Source organism: Nostoc sp. CCY0012, assembly GCF_963920855.1.
In the GTDB taxonomy this organism is placed as follows: domain Bacteria; phylum Cyanobacteriota; class Cyanobacteriia; order Cyanobacteriales; family Nostocaceae; genus Cyanocohniella.
Window position 1 is genome coordinate 13,119 of the sequence record NZ_CAWUDM010000070.1, and the last position, 19,675, is coordinate 32,793.

The 19,675-nt window shown below is 41.5% G+C and carries 19 protein-coding genes; 8 read left to right on the forward strand and 11 right to left on the reverse strand.

Annotated elements, in window-relative coordinates:
- Positions 1 to 529: 529 nt before the first annotated feature.
- Both ACM0OS_RS19185 and ACM0OS_RS19190 read left to right on the forward strand, forming a co-directional pair.
- Positions 530 to 4,297, forward strand: coding sequence for a DUF3854 domain-containing protein (locus ACM0OS_RS19185; RefSeq protein ID WP_414544796.1), 3,768 nt, complete (start codon positions 530 to 532; stop codon positions 4,295 to 4,297).
- Positions 4,298 to 4,380: 83 nt separating this feature from the next.
- Positions 4,381 to 5,235, forward strand: coding sequence for a hypothetical protein (locus ACM0OS_RS19190; protein ID WP_414544797.1), 855 nt, complete (start codon positions 4,381 to 4,383; stop codon positions 5,233 to 5,235).
- 73 nt (positions 5,236 to 5,308) lie between these two features.
- Here the strand turns inward: ACM0OS_RS19190 and ACM0OS_RS19195 are convergent, their stop codons facing one another.
- The 4 genes from ACM0OS_RS19195 to ACM0OS_RS19210 all read right to left on the reverse strand — a co-directional run bounded on the left by ACM0OS_RS19195 (position 5,309) and on the right by ACM0OS_RS19210 (position 7,943).
- The gene (locus tag ACM0OS_RS19195; RefSeq protein WP_414544798.1) at positions 5,309 to 6,238 is read right to left on the reverse strand and encodes a tyrosine-type recombinase/integrase; all 930 of its coding nucleotides are present in this window, start codon (positions 6,236 to 6,238) and stop codon (positions 5,309 to 5,311) included.
- A gap of 239 nt (positions 6,239 to 6,477) precedes the next feature.
- On the reverse strand, positions 6,478 to 7,314 hold the full coding sequence (locus ACM0OS_RS19200; protein WP_414544799.1) for a tyrosine-type recombinase/integrase: 837 nt from the start codon (positions 7,312 to 7,314) through the stop codon (positions 6,478 to 6,480).
- Between the two features lie 31 nt (positions 7,315 to 7,345).
- The gene (locus ACM0OS_RS19205) at positions 7,346 to 7,549 is read right to left on the reverse strand and encodes a hypothetical protein (RefSeq protein WP_414544800.1); all 204 of its coding nucleotides are present in this window, start codon (positions 7,547 to 7,549) and stop codon (positions 7,346 to 7,348) included.
- 49 nt (positions 7,550 to 7,598) lie between these two features.
- Entirely contained in the window at positions 7,599 to 7,943 is a 345-nt protein-coding gene (locus ACM0OS_RS19210) for a hypothetical protein (RefSeq protein WP_414544801.1), read from the reverse strand.
- A 332-nt stretch (positions 7,944 to 8,275) separates the two neighbouring features.
- Between ACM0OS_RS19210 and ACM0OS_RS19215 the strand changes: the two genes are divergently transcribed.
- Together ACM0OS_RS19215 and ACM0OS_RS19220 are read left to right on the forward strand one after the other, a co-directional pair.
- Positions 8,276 to 8,731: a hypothetical protein gene (locus tag ACM0OS_RS19215; protein WP_414544802.1), complete on the forward strand. Its 456-nt coding sequence runs from the start codon at positions 8,276 to 8,278 to the stop codon at positions 8,729 to 8,731.
- Between the two features lie 58 nt (positions 8,732 to 8,789).
- Entirely contained in the window at positions 8,790 to 9,293 is a 504-nt protein-coding gene (locus ACM0OS_RS19220) for a hypothetical protein (protein ID WP_414544803.1), read from the forward strand.
- 355 nt (positions 9,294 to 9,648) lie between these two features.
- Here ACM0OS_RS19220 and ACM0OS_RS19225 read toward each other — a convergent pair whose 3' ends face one another.
- The 3 genes from ACM0OS_RS19225 to ACM0OS_RS19235 all read right to left on the reverse strand — a co-directional run bounded on the left by ACM0OS_RS19225 (position 9,649) and on the right by ACM0OS_RS19235 (position 11,091).
- Positions 9,649 to 9,825 carry a hypothetical protein gene (locus ACM0OS_RS19225; RefSeq protein ID WP_414544804.1) on the reverse strand — a complete coding sequence of 59 codons (177 nt, stop codon included), beginning with the start codon at positions 9,823 to 9,825 and terminating at the stop codon, positions 9,649 to 9,651.
- Between the two features lie 300 nt (positions 9,826 to 10,125).
- Entirely contained in the window at positions 10,126 to 10,731 is a 606-nt protein-coding gene (locus ACM0OS_RS19230; RefSeq protein WP_414544805.1) for a YdcF family protein, read from the reverse strand.
- 12 nt (positions 10,732 to 10,743) lie between these two features.
- On the reverse strand, positions 10,744 to 11,091 hold the full coding sequence (locus ACM0OS_RS19235) for a hypothetical protein (RefSeq protein WP_414544806.1): 348 nt from the start codon (positions 11,089 to 11,091) through the stop codon (positions 10,744 to 10,746).
- A 555-nt stretch (positions 11,092 to 11,646) separates the two neighbouring features.
- On the opposite strand from ACM0OS_RS19235, the gene ACM0OS_RS19240 reads away from it, so the two are divergent.
- Complete coding sequence (locus ACM0OS_RS19240) at positions 11,647 to 12,765, forward strand: PEP-CTERM sorting domain-containing protein (RefSeq protein WP_414544807.1); 1,119 nt, start codon at positions 11,647 to 11,649, stop codon at positions 12,763 to 12,765.
- Between the two features lie 427 nt (positions 12,766 to 13,192).
- The gene (locus tag ACM0OS_RS19245; RefSeq protein ID WP_414544808.1) at positions 13,193 to 13,501 is read left to right on the forward strand and encodes a hypothetical protein; all 309 of its coding nucleotides are present in this window, start codon (positions 13,193 to 13,195) and stop codon (positions 13,499 to 13,501) included.
- A gap of 54 nt (positions 13,502 to 13,555) precedes the next feature.
- On the opposite strand, the gene ACM0OS_RS19250 is transcribed toward ACM0OS_RS19245, so the two are convergent.
- Positions 13,556 to 14,131, reverse strand: coding sequence for a hypothetical protein (locus tag ACM0OS_RS19250; protein ID WP_414544809.1), 576 nt, complete (start codon positions 14,129 to 14,131; stop codon positions 13,556 to 13,558).
- 60 nt (positions 14,132 to 14,191) lie between these two features.
- Complete coding sequence (locus ACM0OS_RS19255) at positions 14,192 to 15,073, reverse strand: DUF1186 domain-containing protein (protein ID WP_414544810.1); 882 nt, start codon at positions 15,071 to 15,073, stop codon at positions 14,192 to 14,194.
- 199 nt (positions 15,074 to 15,272) lie between these two features.
- On the opposite strand from ACM0OS_RS19255, the gene trxA reads away from it, so the two are divergent.
- A complete protein-coding gene (trxA, locus tag ACM0OS_RS19260; protein ID WP_414544811.1) occupies positions 15,273 to 15,623 on the forward strand; it encodes a thioredoxin in 351 nt (116 codons plus the stop codon).
- A 54-nt stretch (positions 15,624 to 15,677) separates the two neighbouring features.
- Here the strand turns inward: trxA and ACM0OS_RS19265 are convergent, their stop codons facing one another.
- Positions 15,678 to 17,216: a phytoene desaturase family protein gene (locus ACM0OS_RS19265; protein ID WP_414544812.1), complete on the reverse strand. Its 1,539-nt coding sequence runs from the start codon at positions 17,214 to 17,216 to the stop codon at positions 15,678 to 15,680.
- 173 nt (positions 17,217 to 17,389) lie between these two features.
- Between ACM0OS_RS19265 and ACM0OS_RS19270 the strand changes: the two genes are divergently transcribed.
- Positions 17,390 to 18,091, forward strand: coding sequence for an SDR family NAD(P)-dependent oxidoreductase (locus tag ACM0OS_RS19270; RefSeq protein WP_414544813.1), 702 nt, complete (start codon positions 17,390 to 17,392; stop codon positions 18,089 to 18,091).
- Positions 18,092 to 18,293: 202 nt separating this feature from the next.
- On the opposite strand, the gene ACM0OS_RS19275 is transcribed toward ACM0OS_RS19270, so the two are convergent.
- Complete coding sequence (locus ACM0OS_RS19275) at positions 18,294 to 18,665, reverse strand: hypothetical protein (protein ID WP_414544814.1); 372 nt, start codon at positions 18,663 to 18,665, stop codon at positions 18,294 to 18,296.
- Positions 18,666 to 19,675: the final 1,010 nt, after the last annotated feature.

Here is a 19,675-nt window from a genome sequence, read left to right on the forward strand (position 1 = left end):
CTCCAGAGCGGGGTAATCTCACGAAAACCAAGGAAGTGGCTATTAAAGTTTGGACGCTTTACCCACCAACTGGTCAAAAAGAGATTGAGTACACGCTGCTTCTCATATTGTATGGGAAGCCACGCGAAAATGGTACGTTCGCGTGGCAGTTTTTGTTGTTAAAATTCCTCAAGTTAGTTAAATGTAAAGTTTGATGAAGAAACTCCCCGAATTTTGTAGCAAAAAACAGTAGCAGCGTGACCAACCCCCTCTGAAGCTTGAAAACCAAGTAATCAGGGGAATAAACCGTGTTAAATAACAGAAACAAAAACCCCAAAAGCGCATTAGTTGAGCGCATGGGATCATGCATTACAGTGTTCGTACCTCAGCTTTATGCTGTGGTAGAAGGTAATTTCAAGAATATCCTTGCAAAAGCTAGAGTTTCACAGCTTTCAAATTGGCTGTGTTTAGGTGATGGGGACACAGGATCTTACTGGCAGTTATTGCTCGTAAACATAGTTCTCTCTAAGGAACCGCAAGGGGAGAACTAATGAACGCAGTGACAACTGAATACCCCAACAATCTCACTGCGGCTGAATACCATGAGTTAGCAGTGGGTAGTGCCATTCATCCGGCTTTGATTGAGCGCAACTTCTTCCACATAGAGGGAGAATCAGTCTACGACTACCTGTTTTCTGATAAAGTCCCACGGAAAAATGCAGGTCGAGTTACGGATGGATACATCAGGCGCTACCAGCATCTATTACTGGGTGGGACATGGATTCAGTCCCTTGACCCATTTAAAAACTGGCAACCAATGGACTGGGGAAGGATTAAGCCGAACTTCCCCCGCATGGATTGGCAAACAGGTAAGCCAGTTAAGTACGAATCCCCGCCCAAAACCGCCAACCGTGTTACTTATTTTGATGTTGCTAACTGCATTTGGGATCAAGTAGCGCGACGGTATAACATTAAGCGCTATCTCTCATTTTTGGCACTACGATTACTAGATCAAGTCAGCCCCCTAGTGTTCTGGGAATGGGTGAAGCAGCATCCAGAGATACCCATAATATTATGTGAGGGTGAGAAGAAGGCGGCCTGCTTACTCAGTCTGGGATTTGTCGCTATCGCCCTGCCTGGAATTTGGAACGGGCGCGTGGGCAAACAAGATTTTGATGAACGGTTGCATCCTGACTTAGTACCAATGGCTCAGGCGGGACGCAAGTTCATTATTTTATTTGACCACGAAACTAGACCTAAAACCCGCTGGTCAATTTTTCAAGCAACTATGCGGACTGGTAGAGCTATCGTTGCTGCGGGATGTACTTGTGAAGCTGCATTACTGCCAGGACCAGAGAAAGGTGTTGATGATTTTGTGGCGTCCAGAGGTAAAGATGCGAATGGATTATTAACTGCAATCATTGATGATGCCAAATCACTTAAAGATTACCAGCACTCGTATCGAGCTAGAAAATGGGGACTGAGCAAGTACAAGCCAGATGTGACAGTCAACGTTAAGTATCTGTCTCAAGCTCTTTGCATTCCTGACCAAGCCCCGTTGGGGCGGGGTGTGGGGGAGAAAGAGCATCGAACAACCAGTGGGTCACAAGCCTCGTCTTCTCAAAACGATTGTATTGGTGGGGGTTCCAAGCCTCGACCAATACCCAACACCCAACACCCTATTCGTGACCTGTCAGAAAAATGCTCCAATGTGCCTGAACTGTATGAGATAAAAACAGAAGAATGTTTTACTCAGTCTGTGGAAGGAGAAAGGGGGCTATTTGCAGGGGGAAGAGGAGAAATTTCTCCTCACCTCCCCGCTAAGAGATCCTCTGCCTCTTTAGGGTTTCCCAAATCAGGGCTGGTAGTGTTGTGGAGTGACATGGGTACGGGAAAAACTGAACTCATGCGCTGGTGGCGTGACCAAAATCCTTCGGCGCGATTTCTCAACAACGGTCATCGCGTCAACTTACTGAAAAATCTGGCCGAACGCTTGCAGACTGCCATGTATTCAGAACTTGGTTATGTGGGATTAGCCAAAGCCACAGCCCTAAGTATTACCATCGACAGCTTGCACAAGCTAAATACCCAAGCCCTCACCTACGGCTGCATATTTATTGATGAGGCCTGCCAATATCTAGTTCACCTCCTACACAGTAATACTTGCAAAGAACACCGGGCAGCAATACTGGAAGTACTGGAATATATAGTATACAATGCGCCACTCGTTGTCATCGCTGACGCACACATGGATGACGTGACGGTGGATTTTTTCCGGGCAATACGACCACAAGGAGAAATCCCCTACATTGTCAAAAACGAGTGGAGAAATGGAGATCGCACTATTTATTGGTATGAAGGTGATAATTCCAGCGGCTTAGTTGCCCAAATCTCAGCGGCGCTGATGGCAGGACAGAAAATCATGGTGGTCAGCGACTCTAAACGTTTCATCAAGAAACTGGAAAAATCATTGTTAGTCAAGGTTGAAGAATCTTCTAACTCTGACCAAGCCCCGTTGGGGCAGGGTGTAGGGTGTAGGGTGTGGGGTGTAGGGGAGAAAGAGCATCGAACAACCAGTGGGTCACAAGCCTCGTCTTCTCAAGACGATTGTATTGGTGGGGGTTCCAAGCCTCGACCAATACCGTCTTCCCTACACCCTGCCCCCTACACCCTACACCCTAATCTTGACCCCACACCCCCACACCCCCAGACCTCTAGACCCTTAAAAATCTGGTCTATCCACTCGGACAACTCTGGCAGTGAAGAAAATATCGCTTTCATCAAAGATATCACCAACGCCGTTAAGAACCTCGATGCCTTGTTCACTTCCCCCAGCTTGGGAACTGGTGTAGATATTTCCCAGTATCATTTCGATTTAGTGTTTGGTGTATTTCATGGTGTTAGCCAAACTGCTACCGAATGCGCCCAACAGCTGTACCGCTATCGTCCCAAAGTCCCGTTTCACGTTTGGGTAGCCCCTCGCCCTCCCTTTGGCTACAAAGAGACTAACGCCACCAAGATTAAAGAACGATTACTGCAAACTAACGAAATGACAGCTTTTCTCTTGCGGATTGACCGTCAAACAGGCAAACGGGGCGCGGAGAAAGATTGGGCGCTGGAAGCTTACTGCCAAATTCAAGCCAATCGTAGCCAATCTATTAATAACCTGCGTGATGATTTGCGATCGCTCCTCACCGAAATGGGTAATACATTTATATCTGTCGGCAGTGACGATGATCCCAAAGCCATTGAGCAATTGAAAGAAGCTGCCGCAGCTTTGGACACTGCCTACTATTCATCTGTTGCCAAGTCCCACAATATTTCAGCTAGTGAGTACCGCGCCCGTCAAAGCAAAGATTACCTGACCCCAGAAGAGGTTTTTGAATGTGAAAAATTCCGCATTCATGATTCCTACGGTATGGATGTCACCCCTGAATTAGTGGAAAAAGATGAAGGCGGTAAATTAATCAGAGCGATCGCCTCTCTTGAAGCAATTTTATTAGAACCAGACGACACAATTGTTGACCCCAAAACTGGGCGGCAATACCCTACCCCACCCACAATTGTCACCCACAAAGACCGTACCGAACGGGATAATTTACCTTTGTGCATCGACTGGGGTAATTATTCCGCAAAGTGGCTGGCACGCTTCAACTTGGGTTTACATCATATTCTCAAACGCTTAATTGCCGGGAACGAAATTACTGCCACCGACCCAAATTTACTCAAGATGACAGTGATTGCCATTGATTGCGCTGCTCATATCAAAGCCATTCTGGGCTTTACTGTCCCCAATGAGTCTGAACCGATCTGGTTGCTGGCCACTTTACTTGAGCAGCTGGGGCTAAAGTTGTCCTGCCGCAAGCAGGGGCCACGCGGAAAACAAGTAAAAATTTACTCGTTATCAAAGTCGGAATGGGAATTTGCTCAGGCAGTAATGGCTCATCGCCAAAACAAACGTGACCAAAAAGCTCAAGCCCAGTTCCAGTATGAGTTTGACTCCAACCAATCCTCCGTATCCACCCCCCCCCATATTGGTATAGGGAACCCCCTAGTAGAGGGGGTGGATACTACACAGCTAGAACCACCCTCAACTGACCGCACTACCCGACTCCATCGTGTGGAAATACTGCGCTCTGGTATCAAGCAGGGCATAGACGCGATTAAAAATATTCTCAAGCCCTGGAATGAGATTTGGCGATGGGAGACGGTGCTGGAATTGGAAGCGATGGCGCCTAATGTATTGCGGCAAGTCGAGGCCGCAGTTCCAGAATTTTACCAGTGGCTATCTGAAGCGGTGTTGCCTATGGAGGGATAAATATCACGTTGGAGAATGTTGACCTTTTTTTGAATTGATTTGACCACAAATTTTTTCATACCTAATTGGAGCCTATAGATACTATGCTTCAGGAAATAGTTTTAGAAAAAGGGGATCAACTGGTTGAAGTTGATGAGTTGACCCCATCTGAACAAAGCGATCGCCTATACTTAGAGCGCCGGGTGGAACGGGCGTTTTATGAAGCGGGGAAAGCGCTCTGTGAGTTGCGAGATCGCCGACTTTATCGCTCAACCCACAAAACCTTTGAAGAATATTGCCGCGTTCGCTTTGGGCATAGTCGGCAAAAGTCCAATTATTTGATTGCGGCAGCTGATGTTTTCGACAATTTGACAACAAATTGTTGTCAAAATTTGTCGGAGTCGGATTTGACAACAAATGGTTTACAAATCTTGCCCACCAGCGAAGGACAAGTTAGACCCTTAACAAAGTTAGAACCATCACAACAGCAAGAGGTATGGCAAGCCGCAGTAGAGGAAGCGGGTGGTAAAGTCCCAAGTGGTAGGGTTGTCAAAGATGTGGTACAGCGCATCATGGAACGAACCAAAGTCCCCAACACTTATCAGATTGGTGAAGTCTGCCAAATTCTAGCTAAAGATAACCCTGATTTACGGGGTAAGGGTGGTTGTTGGTGTATTGTCAACCAAATTGGCGATTTCAGTTGTACCGTGATGACTTGGGATGGAGACTATACCGTGAGAATGGATTATTTAAAGCCCATGAACTATTTAGATCAGGAGTGTGAGCAAATGCAATCATTGAGTGCGCGGATCAACAAATTGCGTCACAGTGGCAACTTAGAAAAAGCGGCTGATGCTGTCCTTAAACACCTGGGGTCAGTCAATCGCCCTTATTTGACCGATTTGGAAGAAAAAATGTTGAGTTTAATTGAGATGGAATGCAGCACTAAATCTTCATAGTGATTGTACAAAGCGCCCGTGGGAGAATCGCTGTGTTGCTGACGGTAAGCGTTAGCCGTGCCGTCACAACAATTCACAGATCAATCAAGTTTAAAGCGCTGCTGTCATGAGGTCGAGCTTTAAGGTAGCGGTCAGTAATCGCCAGATTGGAGTGTCCCAAAGTATCTTTAACCAGTACAGGGTTAGTACCCCGCTCGATAGCGTGAGAACCGTGGGCATGACGTAACCAGTGAGCTGATACTTTAGCACTGAGTCCAGCTTCCACGGCGATCGCTTTCACAATTGGGTGCAAATTTTGCCGCTCTAAGTGTCCACCCTTTTGACTAGAGAAAACTGCATCTGTAGCACTGGCATTGTCCTTGAACTCCATCAGTTCAGCCCACAACTTAGACTTAATCAGGATCGTACGGTTTTTGTTACCTTTGGCTTTGCGTACATACACCTGACCACTGTCATGTCTAGGAGTCAAATCTGCCCAAGTTAACTGACAGATTTCGCTGGCCCGTAGCCCTGCTTGGTACAACAGCTTGATGATCAGCAAATTTCTTTTTGCTGTGGATTGTCGCTTAGGAGTTTTGGCTGCTTCTAGATGTTTTTGTGCAGCCCGCACCATTAATTTAATATCTGCTTCGTCTAAATAGCGTTCATTGATGACATCCGGTAGTTCACCCAGTTTGATAGCCATGCCCACATTAAAAGGGATATATCCAATTTTATGCGCGAAACTGATCAGGCTCTTGACAGCAGCAATATAGATTCGGCGGGTACTGTCGGCGGTGGTTTGAAATTGTGTACTGTATTCTACCAAGTCTTCATAGGTGACTTTCTTGAGGGGTTTGTCCAGGAATTCTAAGAACCGTCGAATGTAACGCTGATAGGACTGGACAGTTGAACGGGCTTTTCCATCCAACCATAAGGCAATTAGCTTCGCCTCCGCCTGGGCATTGGGGAGGGAAGCGATCGCCTGACGGTACTTATTTACCTGGACTATAGAGAGAGACATTTTATACTACTATAATAATCATACATAAGTTAAGTTTTGTCTGATTTTATAATGTCTGATTTTTATTGTCCCTCAATATAGACATTGTGAGTTACTCCAGCACAACAATTAATTTCTGAAAATATGCCTGTAGTATATGGAAATTACTGAATAAAAAGACATTATCAATACTTGGACAATACAGAGAAATTATGTAATGCAAAATTGCCAAAAGGCAAATCAAGAGCGACGGATGCCAGTTAGTAATTTCTCTGATGAGATTTAATTGCCTCTAATCTTTTCGGCAAAGTTTGCTGAACAGTTACCTGATGCCATTTTGCAGGAGCCAGCCAGTAGTGAGAGGGGATTTTTGCCAGACCCGGAAACAGCATGAAGGCTCCCAAGAGGTAATCAATGACGTTGAAATCGGCTGTGATGCCACTAAAAGCTTTGATTTTTTCTAAAGCCAGCCAAAATTTTTCTTCGGTTTTGCGTTTAATGGCATAATATTCCTGTTGTTCTGGGGCAGAAAAAGTAGAGTTAGTTTGATGCCAGTTCCAAAGTAAACAACACTGTCCTAATGATAAACCGAGTGGTTGTAGCAAAAGGGCAGCACGGTAGTATAGCCCAGAGCGGCGCAACATATAAGGATGTGCCATCAACGGTAGACCAGCCACCTTTGCAGCTTGTTGAATAATATGGTGTAGTGAGCGTTCTGAGAGACGTTGTTTTCGTTCAGAGGCGAATAGCCAGTCCGTGGTACGTTCTGCTTCGAGTTGTTGGAGAAAATCAATTTCCATCGCAGACAGTGGTTGCAGATTAACTACAAGTTGCGGTTGACAACGGCTAGTTTTTTGGCGATTACGTAGCACAATTAAATTGTTGTTGCTCAAGTCGAGGTCACACCAACGTAACCAACATAATTCAATGGGTTGCAAGGCTTGGCAGAACAGCAGGATGGCAAGCAAGGAATTACGGATGGGAGAGCGTGTGCTATCCATTGCAGCAATGAGAGCGTCAATCTCATGCAAGTAGAGGAACTCGCGCTCTCGACGTTCTAAGAAAGGGACTTTAAGTGGGGGTAGTGATTTGGACATGACTTTTTGGAATTCAAAATGCAAAAAAAGGTCAGTTCTGGATTGATTTATGTTTGACTTTGCTTGAAAGTGCTATGGCATTTCCCCAGATGCCAATAGCTAAAATTCCTAAGAGCAAGGATGGTTCAGGAATAGATGTAATCGTGCGAAACTCGATTGGCGTATTGACAATCAAATTACCGTTAGCATCAAAAATTTGGTCTAACGAGTTAACACCGTTATTGAAGAAAGTCACGTTAGAAACTACCTTACCACCAGTACTTGTTGGGCAACCATTTGGGGCGTTAGTGCCTACGTAGCGATTTGGTTCCCAAACAAGTGAGTACTCGTGCTGACCAGTCGCGGTCAAATTCATGCTGGCATTGGGGACATTTGCCAGTAAATAAAGGATGCCAATCAATCAGTTCTAATTGTTCCTCTGGTGTCCATCGCTGTTGGGGCTGCAAAATCAACTCGCCGTTGTAATAACTGGCCCCCTCTGGCTGCCACATTTCCACAGGTTCAGCGTTGGGGTTTTCTCGAAAATCTAAGCAGCTGTCATTATTTGGCCCCGTTGGGTGAATAGCACAGACTATGTGGGGGTCATGAGAGTAGAACTGGCAGCGATCGCATTCTGGAAGTTGTGGCATTGTCCCAATTTCTGCGTTATTTGTCAGCAGAATTTACTGTTACCTTTAATACTTAAGTTACCAACTTGGCATGATTAACTATCATCATGCAATTAAGTCACAAATTTTAGACACAACAAAAACCCCACGGATCAGGTGAGGTTGATTTAGGGTTTCTCTTGTAGGTACAAATGTACTATATTTAAAAGTGAATAGCAAAAGCGATCGCATCCAGCACAGCGCGAGAGTGCGATCGCCTTGTACTGAGTATAATCGCTCTCAATTATGGGAACACTAAAAATAGTGGTTATCGATCACCAAATTCCAGCGAGGAAACTGATATTTATAACATCATGTCTAAAACAACACTGGCAACTGGCTTAGTTATTAGTTTAATGTTGGGTTTATTGTCCAGCACTCCAACCAATGCTCAAGAAACATATATTGACAATACCTGCAAACAAAATCAGCAATTAGACGAGTTTGACAGATTTACGGTTATGTACAAATCCGAATTTAAAATAAAAGGACAAACTTATTGGTTTTACTCAGGTCAGTATATAGATGCTTCTCCAATTGTCTGTATTTCTCGACCAGGGTTTAAACAAGCAAAACCCTTAAAAATACAACAAATACAGTCTGGTTACATCGATAAAATCGGTAAAGATCCACGCCATACAACAGCTTTTCTTATTACCATCCGTGAGGGTAATGGTTCTTATGTACCAATAACCCAACATCGACTCAATTTGTCCACACCTAATAAACCTGTAATGACCAAACTAAGAACTTGGAAATCAGGGCAGTAATTGATACATTGCATCATGCCATCACCAACAAAATTTACACCATAAATTAATTAAAGATATGTCTCAAAATAATATTCAAGATGGGTTAATTGTTCTGGTTCCTTATGATGCTGGGCAAGAGTTTTATTCATCATATAGAGATGAAGAAGTTTATTTACCAGTTTATGTAGCAACAAATGACAAAGATTTAGCTTTAATGGCTGTTGCCCACCTAGCTTGTCAATCTGTATATGTAACTTTTTCATCATCAGATGAAACCCAAAAAGAGTGGAAAAAAAGGAAATACCCAGGAACTGCCAGAAAACCAAAATTAGACTTACCTCGTACCTATAAAGCCTATGAGATACCTGAACCGGGTGATTGTTTTTGCTGTGCAGGTATGAAAGATTTTGAAGTTATGGCACCGGAACAATTCTTGAAAAGATTACAAACTTCGCCAAATGATTTTGTTCTTTCATTATTAAAAGATGAGGATGAGGATGAGAGGGAGAATGATATTTGGCAGGAATTTGATAATTGGTGTGTCAAATTTTTCAACTACTCACTTTTTACAAAAGTATAAATTAGACAACGTGATTGAAGAGATGATCTGAAAATCGTAGTGTGCGAAACACTCAGTCGGGTAAACTTTGGGCTTTAAAAGCCCCCACCATATTACTTTCAGTAATTGGTGGTGGGTAGTTTACGTTCAATCTAACTTTTTTTGACCATAGCAGTATTTTAGGTCTTGAGGGATTGCGATCCCCTCATTCTTAGAGGAAACTCAGGTGATAGCGCAAGCGCTGTTTCTTGGATGCCCGGAGGGCTTTGGTCAGTTCGCCCCCAACCAATTCTTAGAGGAAAACTCAAACGGAGGCGCAACCCGTCGCAGACATCGCATGACCGCGCCACAGAGCCAACCCCATCCACGATTCATTTTATGATTTATTAGAGTTAGCATCAGCACCAATAATTGCTTGGAACAGATTCCCTAAGAAAAATAAAGATGCTCCAACTAACAATACGAGCATTAAGCTAGCAAGTGCAGCAAAGGGAGAAGTGATGAACAAAATTAAGAAGGCAAACATCAAAATCGTTAATACTGTTCTATCCATCTTTTTTCACCTTTAATAGTTGCTTATCTCCAGCTAACCACTTAAGTCATGAAGCAAACATATATCTAACTGAAGGAATTAGTCTAATTCTCTAGTAGCATTTTGAAGCCAATATGTATAAATGCGATGGGCTACGCCCCACCGTAGGCGATGGCGCGGAGCGCAGAAAGGTGGCGTTAGCGGAGCTTATCGTAGATATCGCCAACGCCTTCACTTTCCTTTTTTTCCTCTAAGAAATTTTGGGGTATCTATGCTGTACCGTATTAAATTGCTGCACCAAATAATTATTAAGTTTAGATGCTAGATTTTAAACACTAAGTAGACAAAGTAAAAATAAGTTTCTCGGCTCAAAAACTCCATCTGACTGTGAAAACTGCGATAGCGGGTGGTAGGTGTGGGAGACGAATGTGCATCCATTCCTAAGCCCCGTGCCATCAATACAGATCGCTTCATGTGCAATGGATCGCTAACAATCAGAAACTTGGTTAATTGGTGAGCATTCGCTACTTCCAAAGCATTTTTGAGGTTCTGGTGAGTTGTGTGAGATTGAGTTTCAGTGAGAATATCAGCAGCTTTTACCTGTTGCGTGATCGCATAATTTTTTCCAACTATGGCTTCAGGTGGTTCATGACTCTCGCCAACTCCGCCAGTAAAAATGATTGTCTTAACAGATCCATTTTTATATAAGTTAATGGCGTGATTAATTCGCTCTTTAAAAACAGGAGATGGTTCTTCTCCCCAAACTGCTGCTCCTAAAACAATTGCTGCATCTGCCTTGATATTATGACTACTGCTGCCATATAAATAAATACTTGAGGCTATAGATGCGATCGCCAGCAACAAGGCAGATATTAAAGCCACTGTAACCAAAATTAACCATTTTTTGGGAATTTTGTAATTTAACATATTGCTACATTACTATCCCTTCAAATACTCTGCCACGGCTGCCAAATCTTCTATTGCTCGGTTCAAGCGATTTAGCATAGCTTCGGCTACTTCCGGTTGAGCGTTGACATTTTCTAGTTTTTCTTTGAGATGATGGTCAAGGGCTTCTATCCACAACGATAATTGCGTATGCCGAACTGCTGTAAGTAGCCCCATATTTCTTAAAACAGCCAAATGAAACCCAAGTTGCTCTTGTCCACCGTAGCCCAGGTATCCGTTCCATAGTTCCAGCTTTTCTGGAGTAAATTCTGCATATTGGTCAAATGTAATACCCGCCGGCTCTAGTTGGGGTTGTGGCAGTGGAGGTTGAGGGTTAGTCATAGTAAATTGTTTAACGATGGACTGCAATTCGCTTACCGGGGTCTTGCTTTCTTACCCACACCAAGAATTGAGGATATCAAAATTGGTTTAATCCCACATTCCGCACCCCCCGGTGTCACAATCGGTAATTTCGTATTTTTGAATTCATTTTAGGATGTTTTTTATACAAAAAGGTCGAAATCTTAGGTGGCGATCGCTAATCCCAAACCCCCAAACGACCATTTTTCGTTGTGTGACAGTTTAGGGTGCGGAAGATGGGTTTAATTGCTGTATCAGCAGATTATCCTTCTACAGATGAAGTTAAGTATTTACGTTTTCCTAAGGTCATGCAATTACCTACACCTAATCGTCTTGATTTCAACTGACATAAGCACAATAAATTAATTCCACTAATAGGTAATTATCACTACATCACTATCTTATTTTACCTTAATGTAATAAACTTTAATTCAGACTGAAGTACTTCAAGTTGATTTTTGAATAAACTGATTCGCTTTATAATGCTCAATTTATTAACTTACATTAATTCACAAACAAAATTTTTATTTAAAGGATATGAATCAAAACATTTTCGGACTCCCATTTTCTATAGTATTTGGTGCTGCTAGTGCCTTTTGCTTAGGAACATTGCCTGCAAATGCCAACCTATTAATTAGTAATACTACAGGGAATAATGTTGTACTTTTTGATGAACAGAACGGCCAATTCTTAGGGAATTTTATTACATCGGGTAGTGGGGGGTTAATCAGTCCAGATGATTTGAACTTTGGAGTAGATGGGAATCTTTATATCTCTAGTGGTAATAATCCCAGTAATTCCGCAATCCTTCGCTACGATGGAAAAACTGGCAAGTTCATTGATGTTTTTGCCTCTGGGGGCGGTTTATCACGACCCTACGGTGCTGCGTTCGGGCAGGATGGATTCCTTTACGTCAGTAGTTTTCTTACCGACCAAATCCTCCGCTACAATGGCACGACTGGTAAATTTATTGATGTTTTTGCTTCTGGTAACGGTTTGTCTGGTGGATTAAATGGGCCAAATGACTTGTTATTTGCTCCAGATGGTAGCTTGTATGTTACTACTCAGGGAAGCATCGCTGTAAATAACGAAGCCACCTTTCCTGGTATACCCAGTCAGGTATTGCGTTTCGATTTAGCCACGAAGACTTCTACGGTATTTATCGATCAGCCAACTCCATCACCAGATAGTTTCGGGTTCGTTAGTTTTCTCGGATTAGCTCTGGGGCCAGATAGTGACTTATTTGTTAGCGATTTTGCCAACGATATTAGGCGTTACAATTTACCAACAGGAGCATTAATTGATACTTTATCGACGAACTATACAGGTACTGTTCCTAGTAGTAATTTCATCGGCAATTTAGCTTTCGGAGCAAATAATACTCTTTATACAGTCGGCTTTGATTTTACTCAAAATAATCAAGGGGCGATTCTTCGCTATAACGGCGTTACAGGAGCGCCTTTACCATCTCAAGGTAATACTAATGCTATCTTTGTACCTACTACTGATAAGTTGTCACGTCCCATCGGTATTGCCTTCGTCAGTCAAAATTTGGCTTCTGTTCCTGAAGCCAATACGTCCGTCGGCTTACTATCTTTAGGAGTTTTCTTCTCAATTTCATGGCTAAAAAGACAGCAGATAAAACGTAACAATTAAATCTCAATCAAGTCAAACGAAAAACATTGCAGATGTTGCTTCTAATTGGTCAGAGCGAATTTTAGAGATGTCTGGTTTGTTGAGTTCCCAATCAATTAGAGCTTAGTCTGAGCGATCGCTACTATCATCTTTGTGCTGTGATGCCTTCTTATGGCTTTGGTGGCATTCAGCCAACGTCATTGAAACCCCAACAACTAATTATAGTAGATTCAAGGTTTAATCTAATTATCGTTTTCAATAAGCATTATATAAGTTTCAACTAATTGATAATATTCAAATGAGCCAAAAACGGAAAAATAATTCTAATAACCCAAACCTTAAAATACTAAAACAAAGACACAGATTTTTTCTAAATCCTTATAAGGATTGTGCTTTTACTAAATGCCCAAAGTGTGAAACGAAAACGAAAGTCCGGAAATTTCCTTTAGTGATTCATATTGAACCACAACAGTTATTTTTGTTGAACAAACAGTGTAAATATTGTCTAAACTGTGACTTAATCATTGCTAAGAAGCAAGAAATTGAGCAATTGATGGCTGCTACTTTTATTCAAAACAATCCTAATATCATCGGCAATAACTACGTAGTTATGGGAACAGTTGACAAACAAGATTGGCGAGAAGGTGATAAAAATCTACTTTCTCCATCGGAAATGGTAGGGCGTATATATATATTTAAAGATGTTTGGGATTTTGAAGTCATTCCCGCAGGTTGGTATCCGAGCGAAGAAACATAAGGAATTATTTAACAATTGATGTGTAAGATAATTTCTCAAATACTTAGTGTTATCCTAATGCAATTCAAAGAAAGACTCTTGCCCCAAATGCTTCACATAACTTTTTACAAGATGCTCAAGTTTACCTTGTTCCCCTATGTAAATCCAATCATCAATTCTTCCCAAGAAGCAATATCTTTGGGTCATGAATATTCGTTGCTGTTCACTAATCAAAACAAAACGAAGCATTGGAGAATAGGAGATAGAACGCTTAAGTATAGTTTTCCTTTCACTTAAATTATCTGATGAAGAAAAATTTATGAATCCTGACAAAAGGTTAACATCTTGATCCGGTGTATATACAGTAATTATTTCTTTTTTTATATCTATTTGGTAATCTTGTAAATTAGAAAATTTCTTGATTCCTGCTTCTACTATCACTTTTTCTTCATCAGTGATAATTTTAGGCTGGACTTTTCGTAAAAACACCTGAGCGTTAGGATTTTCATAAATCTCATAGCCATCTGGTATAGTTTCTAATAGATTACCTTCGCTTTTCATTGAAAAAAAATACTTTGACTTACCTGTTTTAGTAGTGCCTTGATGGAGATAATATATTTTTTCTTTTCTATTGATATACTGTATTGACATTTGTCTAACTACTTCAAGACTTGCTTTACTTGATAATCCTTTTCTAAAATTAATGATACTTTATTTCTTCTTAGAGCGATTTTTCCGACGAGATTCTTTCTGCATTTTCTTCTTTTTTGCTTGGTTTTTAGACTTTTTAGAGGCTACGAGACTAAATTCTTCTGGAATAAAAACGTCATACAATGGATGTCTCTCTTGTAGCTGAAAGCAACTCCAATTCTCCATTTCTGAGATGACATCTTTAATAAAAGAATATTTGGGATCGTTACGTAATCTCTTTAAAGCTTCTTCTCTATCTACCACTAAATAAGTGTTTACATCTTCTTGGTCAATAACAAACAAATCAACCAAATCTTTTTCAAAAGCCTGCTCAATTTGTTCTTGCAGTTCGATAGCACATATCTGTGCGCTATTGGTTACTAAAGTAGACCAAATATAATAATCATCTTCTTGAGGTAAGGTAGAATATAGATTAGCATAATATTGTATAACTTGTTCTCTAGTTATTACTTCTTGAGCTAATAAAACCAATAAAGTTTCTAAGGCAGCACTTCTTACATATTCATTAGCTTCTGGATTTTCTACCAGTGATTTTATCAACTCAATATTTCCGTGACTAACACAAGCAAGTATTCTGCCTAGATCCTCAGTTACTACATCTCCAGTTACATCTAGTGCAATATCGCCGGGGACGGAAAAAAACTTAATAATTACAGGATATGCTGATATCTCCCTAAACTGCGCTAGTAAATATAAAGCATGAATATGTAAGATATAGTCTTCTTTTTCTAGTAACTCTTCTAAATTGTTACTCAGCTTTTCTAAGGTTTCTATTAATATAGGTGTAATAACTTCTCTTTCTTCAATAGCTCTTTCTAAGGCTAAACGCGGAAATTCTCTAGTATTATTTTCTAACTGGGATAAAATTTCATCTATTTCCATCTGTCAAAAATTGGCACTGCTGCTTTTAAATAACTTCAAGTAGTGTATCAAGTTATATACAGTTTGATAATATCTCTGGCATCATCAAGGCTACAATGATCCCTATAAAGTAGATTATTACTCCTGAAGTGACAGAATATCTCATGATGTTGCAGTGAGTTAACACAGCTATGAGATAATGCTCTTTTGCAGAAAACTTATGACTGCTGTTTATATTCAAGATGAAACAGAGTTAGATACGTTGCTGGAAACCGAGTCGTTAGTTGTAGTAGATTGTACGGCTACTTGGTGTGGCCCATGTAAACTCATTGCGCCATTGATAGATAAACTGGCAGCAGAATACAGCGATCGCGTCAAAGTCTTTAAGCTAGACCTCGATGCCAACCAACCTGTCGCTAAACGATTTGGCATTCGTAGCATACCTGCTGTCATGTTCTTTCAGCAAGGGAGCTTGGCAGAAACAATCGTCGGTGTTAAAACCTATGAAGAATTTAGTAGCACCCTTAATAAGTATTTGGCTGGATTATATTTGAGTATGTGCATGAATTAAGACCGATCACTTTGGCTACCAAATTACCAAAATGTCCAGAGCTTTGTCTTTTATTCATGAGAAAATCTCATTGAGTAACTGTAAATGTTGCCTTACCGGAGTAATCGTATTCGCAGCCATCATCCCACTTGCAGCCACAGCAGGCAAGCCAATTCCGGGAAAAGTCGAATCTCCACAACACAACAATCCAGTTAAAGGTGTATTACCACCAGGAAATAAACCTTTACCTGCGGCTATAGCTGGCCCGTAACTACCTCGATGACGACGCAAAAATCGGGCATGGGTCAGAGGAGTACCTACCAAAGTTACTTCGCAACGAGAACGAATATCGGGAATGACTCTTTCTAAAGCTTGCCACATTACTTCCGCACGTTCTTGTTTTAATAAAGTATATTCTTCGCTATTGCGTTCCTTGCCTTGCCAAAGAGAATAAGGTTCATTCCCAGGAGTATACACATGAATTACGTGCTTACCTACTGGTGCTAAAGATGAGTCAAGAACTGAAGGAATGGATATCAAAACTACATTTTGCGGTGCAGTGATGCCTTTGTCCCAATCGTTAACTACAATGTGGTGAATACCCAAATTGCTCGGTAATCCTGTGGCATCGATACCTAAATGCAGGTGCATGAAACTATCACATTCAGGTATAGCTTGTTGTTGTGCCACATACCGTTTGGGAACAGCACCTGCGGGAATTAGTTTCAGGGTATCCCAAATAGAAGCATTAGAAACAACGGCTTTACTTGCTCTAATTTCTTGACCACTCCGCAGTCGCACCCCCACAGCCCGGTGGTTTTCTACTATTATTTGCTCAACATGAGCATTCAAAACTAACTTACCACCATGTTTAGTCAAACCCCGTACTAGCGCATCAACTAATGCACCACTTCCACCAATCGGATAATCTAACTTGACATGGGGACGATACCAATCAGCAAACATAAAAGCCACTTCTGCGCCAATTGTTCCATCTGCGGGTAGTCCAGATAGTAGGAAGCAAAGTAAATCTAACCAGTGGCGAATAAATGGATCTGTAATTACACCATCAATAATACGGGAGAAAGACCCTGTTAATTTAATGACGTTAGCGGCGTTTTGCAGTACATTAGGTGCAAATTTACCCACAGTTAACACCGCACCTAAATCATAACGCAGGGCAGCAGGTGGCATAGCAATCGCACTCTTCGCCAAAGGTGCCATAATTTGCTGTAGTTTTCGCCATTGGGTTACAGCTTGTTCTCCCCGCAGTTGTTGCAATATCTCACAAAACTGGTCAGCACCAACTTGAGCATCAAAATTTCCTTCTGGTAGATAACAACCCCAGGTATCATAATGAACACAGGGTATATTTTCCCCAATGGCATCGAGAACTTGGCGTAAGGGATTGGGAGAAGGAGTATAGGATAAGCCAGAATACAGGGATGGGCCAGAATCAAATTTGTAGCCGTTGCGTTCAAAAGCATGAGCTGCACCGCCTGCAATGGAATGACTTTCTATTACCGTGACATCAATTCCATAACGTGCCAAAAGTGCAGCGCAACTCAATCCGCCAATCCCGCTACCAATTACCACTACTTCTGTGTTGCTCAATCAACTCAATCTCCAATCAGTCTTTTGGTGAGTATTTTTGTATTGTCTTGTGATTACTGTTAAAGATACAAGGACATTCAGGACAATTAAGAAATACTCAATTTATGGTAACGCGAATCAAAAGCTTTAACAAAGACTAAAATTATCTCCACGAACTAGTTAGAGGCAAATTAATGGAATCTACACAGAAAAAACGAGCATTGATCACAGGTGGTAATAGAGGAATAGGATTGGCGATCGCCCAAGGTCTCGCAGCAAAAGGTTATGAAGTAATTATTACTTCACGCTCTCTTGATAATGCCCAACAAGCTGCTGCGAAACTGCAATCAAAGGTGATTCCTATCGAGTTGGATGTTACCGATGATCGCTCTATTAACCAAGTAGTAGAAACCCTGCGTCAACAGATTGATCAGTTAGATGTTTTGATTAATAATGCTGGCATATATCCTGACGATGGTATCAATATTCTCACCATTTCCCGTGAGTTACTCGATTCCACCATGAATGCCAACGCTTTTGGCCCAATTCGCATGGTACAGGCCTTTTTACCTCTCTTGGCAAAATCCCCAGATGCCAGAGTTATTAATGTTTCTAGTGGGTATGGGGCATTGGAAGATTTATCCGCCGATGTCCCAAGTTACTGCCTATCGAAGCTGGCATTAAATGGTGCAACTATTATGTTGGCACAAGCTCTGCACTCTAAAGGCATCGTTGTCAATTCCGTTTGTCCAGGGTGGGTGAGAACAGATATGGGCGGAGCATCAGCACCACGCTCACCAGAACAAGGAGCCGATACTGCCATCTGGTTGGCTACCGATGCTCCACGGAATATCAACGGTAAATTTTTGCGCGATCGCCAAGTAGTTTCTTTCTAAAGCTGAAGCGTCAGGTTAGCGGTGGGAGCATGTCAATTAATCCAGCTTCTTCCTAAAAACAAAAAAATACATCAGCATTAATCAGGAATTAGCAGAGAGAAATTTAAAGATATAGTTAGGAATTTATTTAGCTACAATCCCATAATCAGGCTTTGAAAATTGTTTTCCAAAAGTGACACAATAGGGTTAATTACCAACATTTTTAGTTGAGTTTACAGCTTGCAGTAAGTTCTACATTTAAGAAAGTTCCTGAGCGGGGTGTAATTGAACGCAACTGTTGAATAAAAGCTTTAAATTTGGCATCAGTTATACCGAAGCCAGCTTCAGCACAAGCAGACAAACCTCCTTCGATGGGAATAGGAGAACCTACTTTGGGACTATAGACAATGAATTTATCGACAGTGCCAGTACCAACCGCAAACCCGATAACTTGGCGAACTGTTCGCAAAGCGGCATTATCTAATGTACCACCAATACTGCCAATACTGACATTAACCGCACGGCTTTCAGCTAATGCCGGCGCGCTCATCGACAATATTGCTCCGACAATCATCAAACTGCTAAACTTTTTCATTTTCTCTTCTCTAAAAAATTGCAAAACTAATACAGAGGTTTTGTTGCTTACTGATTAACATACGGGCATTATCTGAAGATAATCATTTATTAAAGCAGGGTTTAAGAAACAGCTTTTTCAAGAAAAATGTAACTGCAAAAGTATTATTCACACACAACCACTATTTTCTATAGGAATCATATTTGATCTCTGAAAAAGACTCCACAATAATATGGGCAGAGATGTCTGTCTAATAACGACCAATGATCAACCAGCATCTAGAAATGGCGATCACAGGTGGTTAATTACCCTTCCACATCCCATATTGTACCAAAAGCCGCCCTAGATGGTTACTGAGCTTGCCAAAGTAAGGACGGGGTTTTCAACCCAATTTTTCGATAATATTACATCAAGCGATGGCGCTGGATGATTGGAAAATCAACTGACCATTTAACGAGCGCGAGAAATTGATCTAGACATACACTTCACTTTCACAGCGCCAATCTGCTCGGTTCAGTCGATAAATAATGCACTCATCGTCACCGAACCGTCGATCCTCGATGAATTTGAAGCCAAGGCGTTCATAAAAGCAAGGACAAATAACCCTGGCTCAAGCTGCTCAAAGGGTCGAACAAGAAATACTGATGACTATCTACGACGGGAGCAATGCGATTTTGTGAGGTTCGGAAAATTGGTAATATAAGTTACCTGAAGTTTGAGCGATCGCTACCTAGAAAAGGTAAAAATAGGGAACTTCGACCAGGATTTATTAGGAATCAGCCCTGGTAATTGAGATATAAAATCCGATCTCACATTTTCGCATTGCTCCCATCTACGACTTACTTCTACGCGTTAGCCCTGATTTGAATCCTATCCAGGGACAACAGATTGCGCGGATGACAAAAGCCCTTTATAAAGGCATGAGTTATCTCATTGGCCAAGAAAAAGAGATTCACAAAGAGGGTGGAAATGTTGATAATCAGTAAACCAAAAAGTTTTTAAGAGAAGAGCGATCGCTAAAATACTTATAT

Coding starts and splice junctions, on each gene's coding strand:
- ACM0OS_RS19185 (WP_414544796.1), top strand. CDS start 530: ATGAACGCAGTGACAACTGAATACCCCAACAATCTCACTGCGGCTGAA.
- ACM0OS_RS19190 (WP_414544797.1), top strand. CDS start 4,381: ATGCTTCAGGAAATAGTTTTAGAAAAAGGGGATCAACTGGTTGAAGTT.
- ACM0OS_RS19195 (WP_414544798.1), bottom strand. CDS start 6,238: ATGTCTCTCTCTATAGTCCAGGTAAATAAGTACCGTCAGGCGATCGCT.
- ACM0OS_RS19200 (WP_414544799.1), bottom strand. CDS start 7,314: ATGTCCAAATCACTACCCCCACTTAAAGTCCCTTTCTTAGAACGTCGA.
- ACM0OS_RS19210 (WP_414544801.1), bottom strand. CDS start 7,943: ATGCCACAACTTCCAGAATGCGATCGCTGCCAGTTCTACTCTCATGAC.
- ACM0OS_RS19215 (WP_414544802.1), top strand. CDS start 8,276: ATGTCTAAAACAACACTGGCAACTGGCTTAGTTATTAGTTTAATGTTG.
- ACM0OS_RS19220 (WP_414544803.1), top strand. CDS start 8,790: ATGTCTCAAAATAATATTCAAGATGGGTTAATTGTTCTGGTTCCTTAT.
- ACM0OS_RS19225 (WP_414544804.1), bottom strand. CDS start 9,825: ATGGATAGAACAGTATTAACGATTTTGATGTTTGCCTTCTTAATTTTG.
- ACM0OS_RS19230 (WP_414544805.1), bottom strand. CDS start 10,731: ATGTTAAATTACAAAATTCCCAAAAAATGGTTAATTTTGGTTACAGTG.
- ACM0OS_RS19235 (WP_414544806.1), bottom strand. CDS start 11,091: ATGACTAACCCTCAACCTCCACTGCCACAACCCCAACTAGAGCCGGCG.
- ACM0OS_RS19240 (WP_414544807.1), top strand. CDS start 11,647: ATGAATCAAAACATTTTCGGACTCCCATTTTCTATAGTATTTGGTGCT.
- ACM0OS_RS19250 (WP_414544809.1), bottom strand. CDS start 14,131: ATGTCAATACAGTATATCAATAGAAAAGAAAAAATATATTATCTCCAT.
- ACM0OS_RS19255 (WP_414544810.1), bottom strand. CDS start 15,073: ATGGAAATAGATGAAATTTTATCCCAGTTAGAAAATAATACTAGAGAA.
- trxA (WP_414544811.1), top strand. CDS start 15,273: ATGACTGCTGTTTATATTCAAGATGAAACAGAGTTAGATACGTTGCTG.
- ACM0OS_RS19270 (WP_414544813.1), top strand. CDS start 17,390: ATGGAATCTACACAGAAAAAACGAGCATTGATCACAGGTGGTAATAGA.
- ACM0OS_RS19275 (WP_414544814.1), bottom strand. CDS start 18,665: ATGAAAAAGTTTAGCAGTTTGATGATTGTCGGAGCAATATTGTCGATG.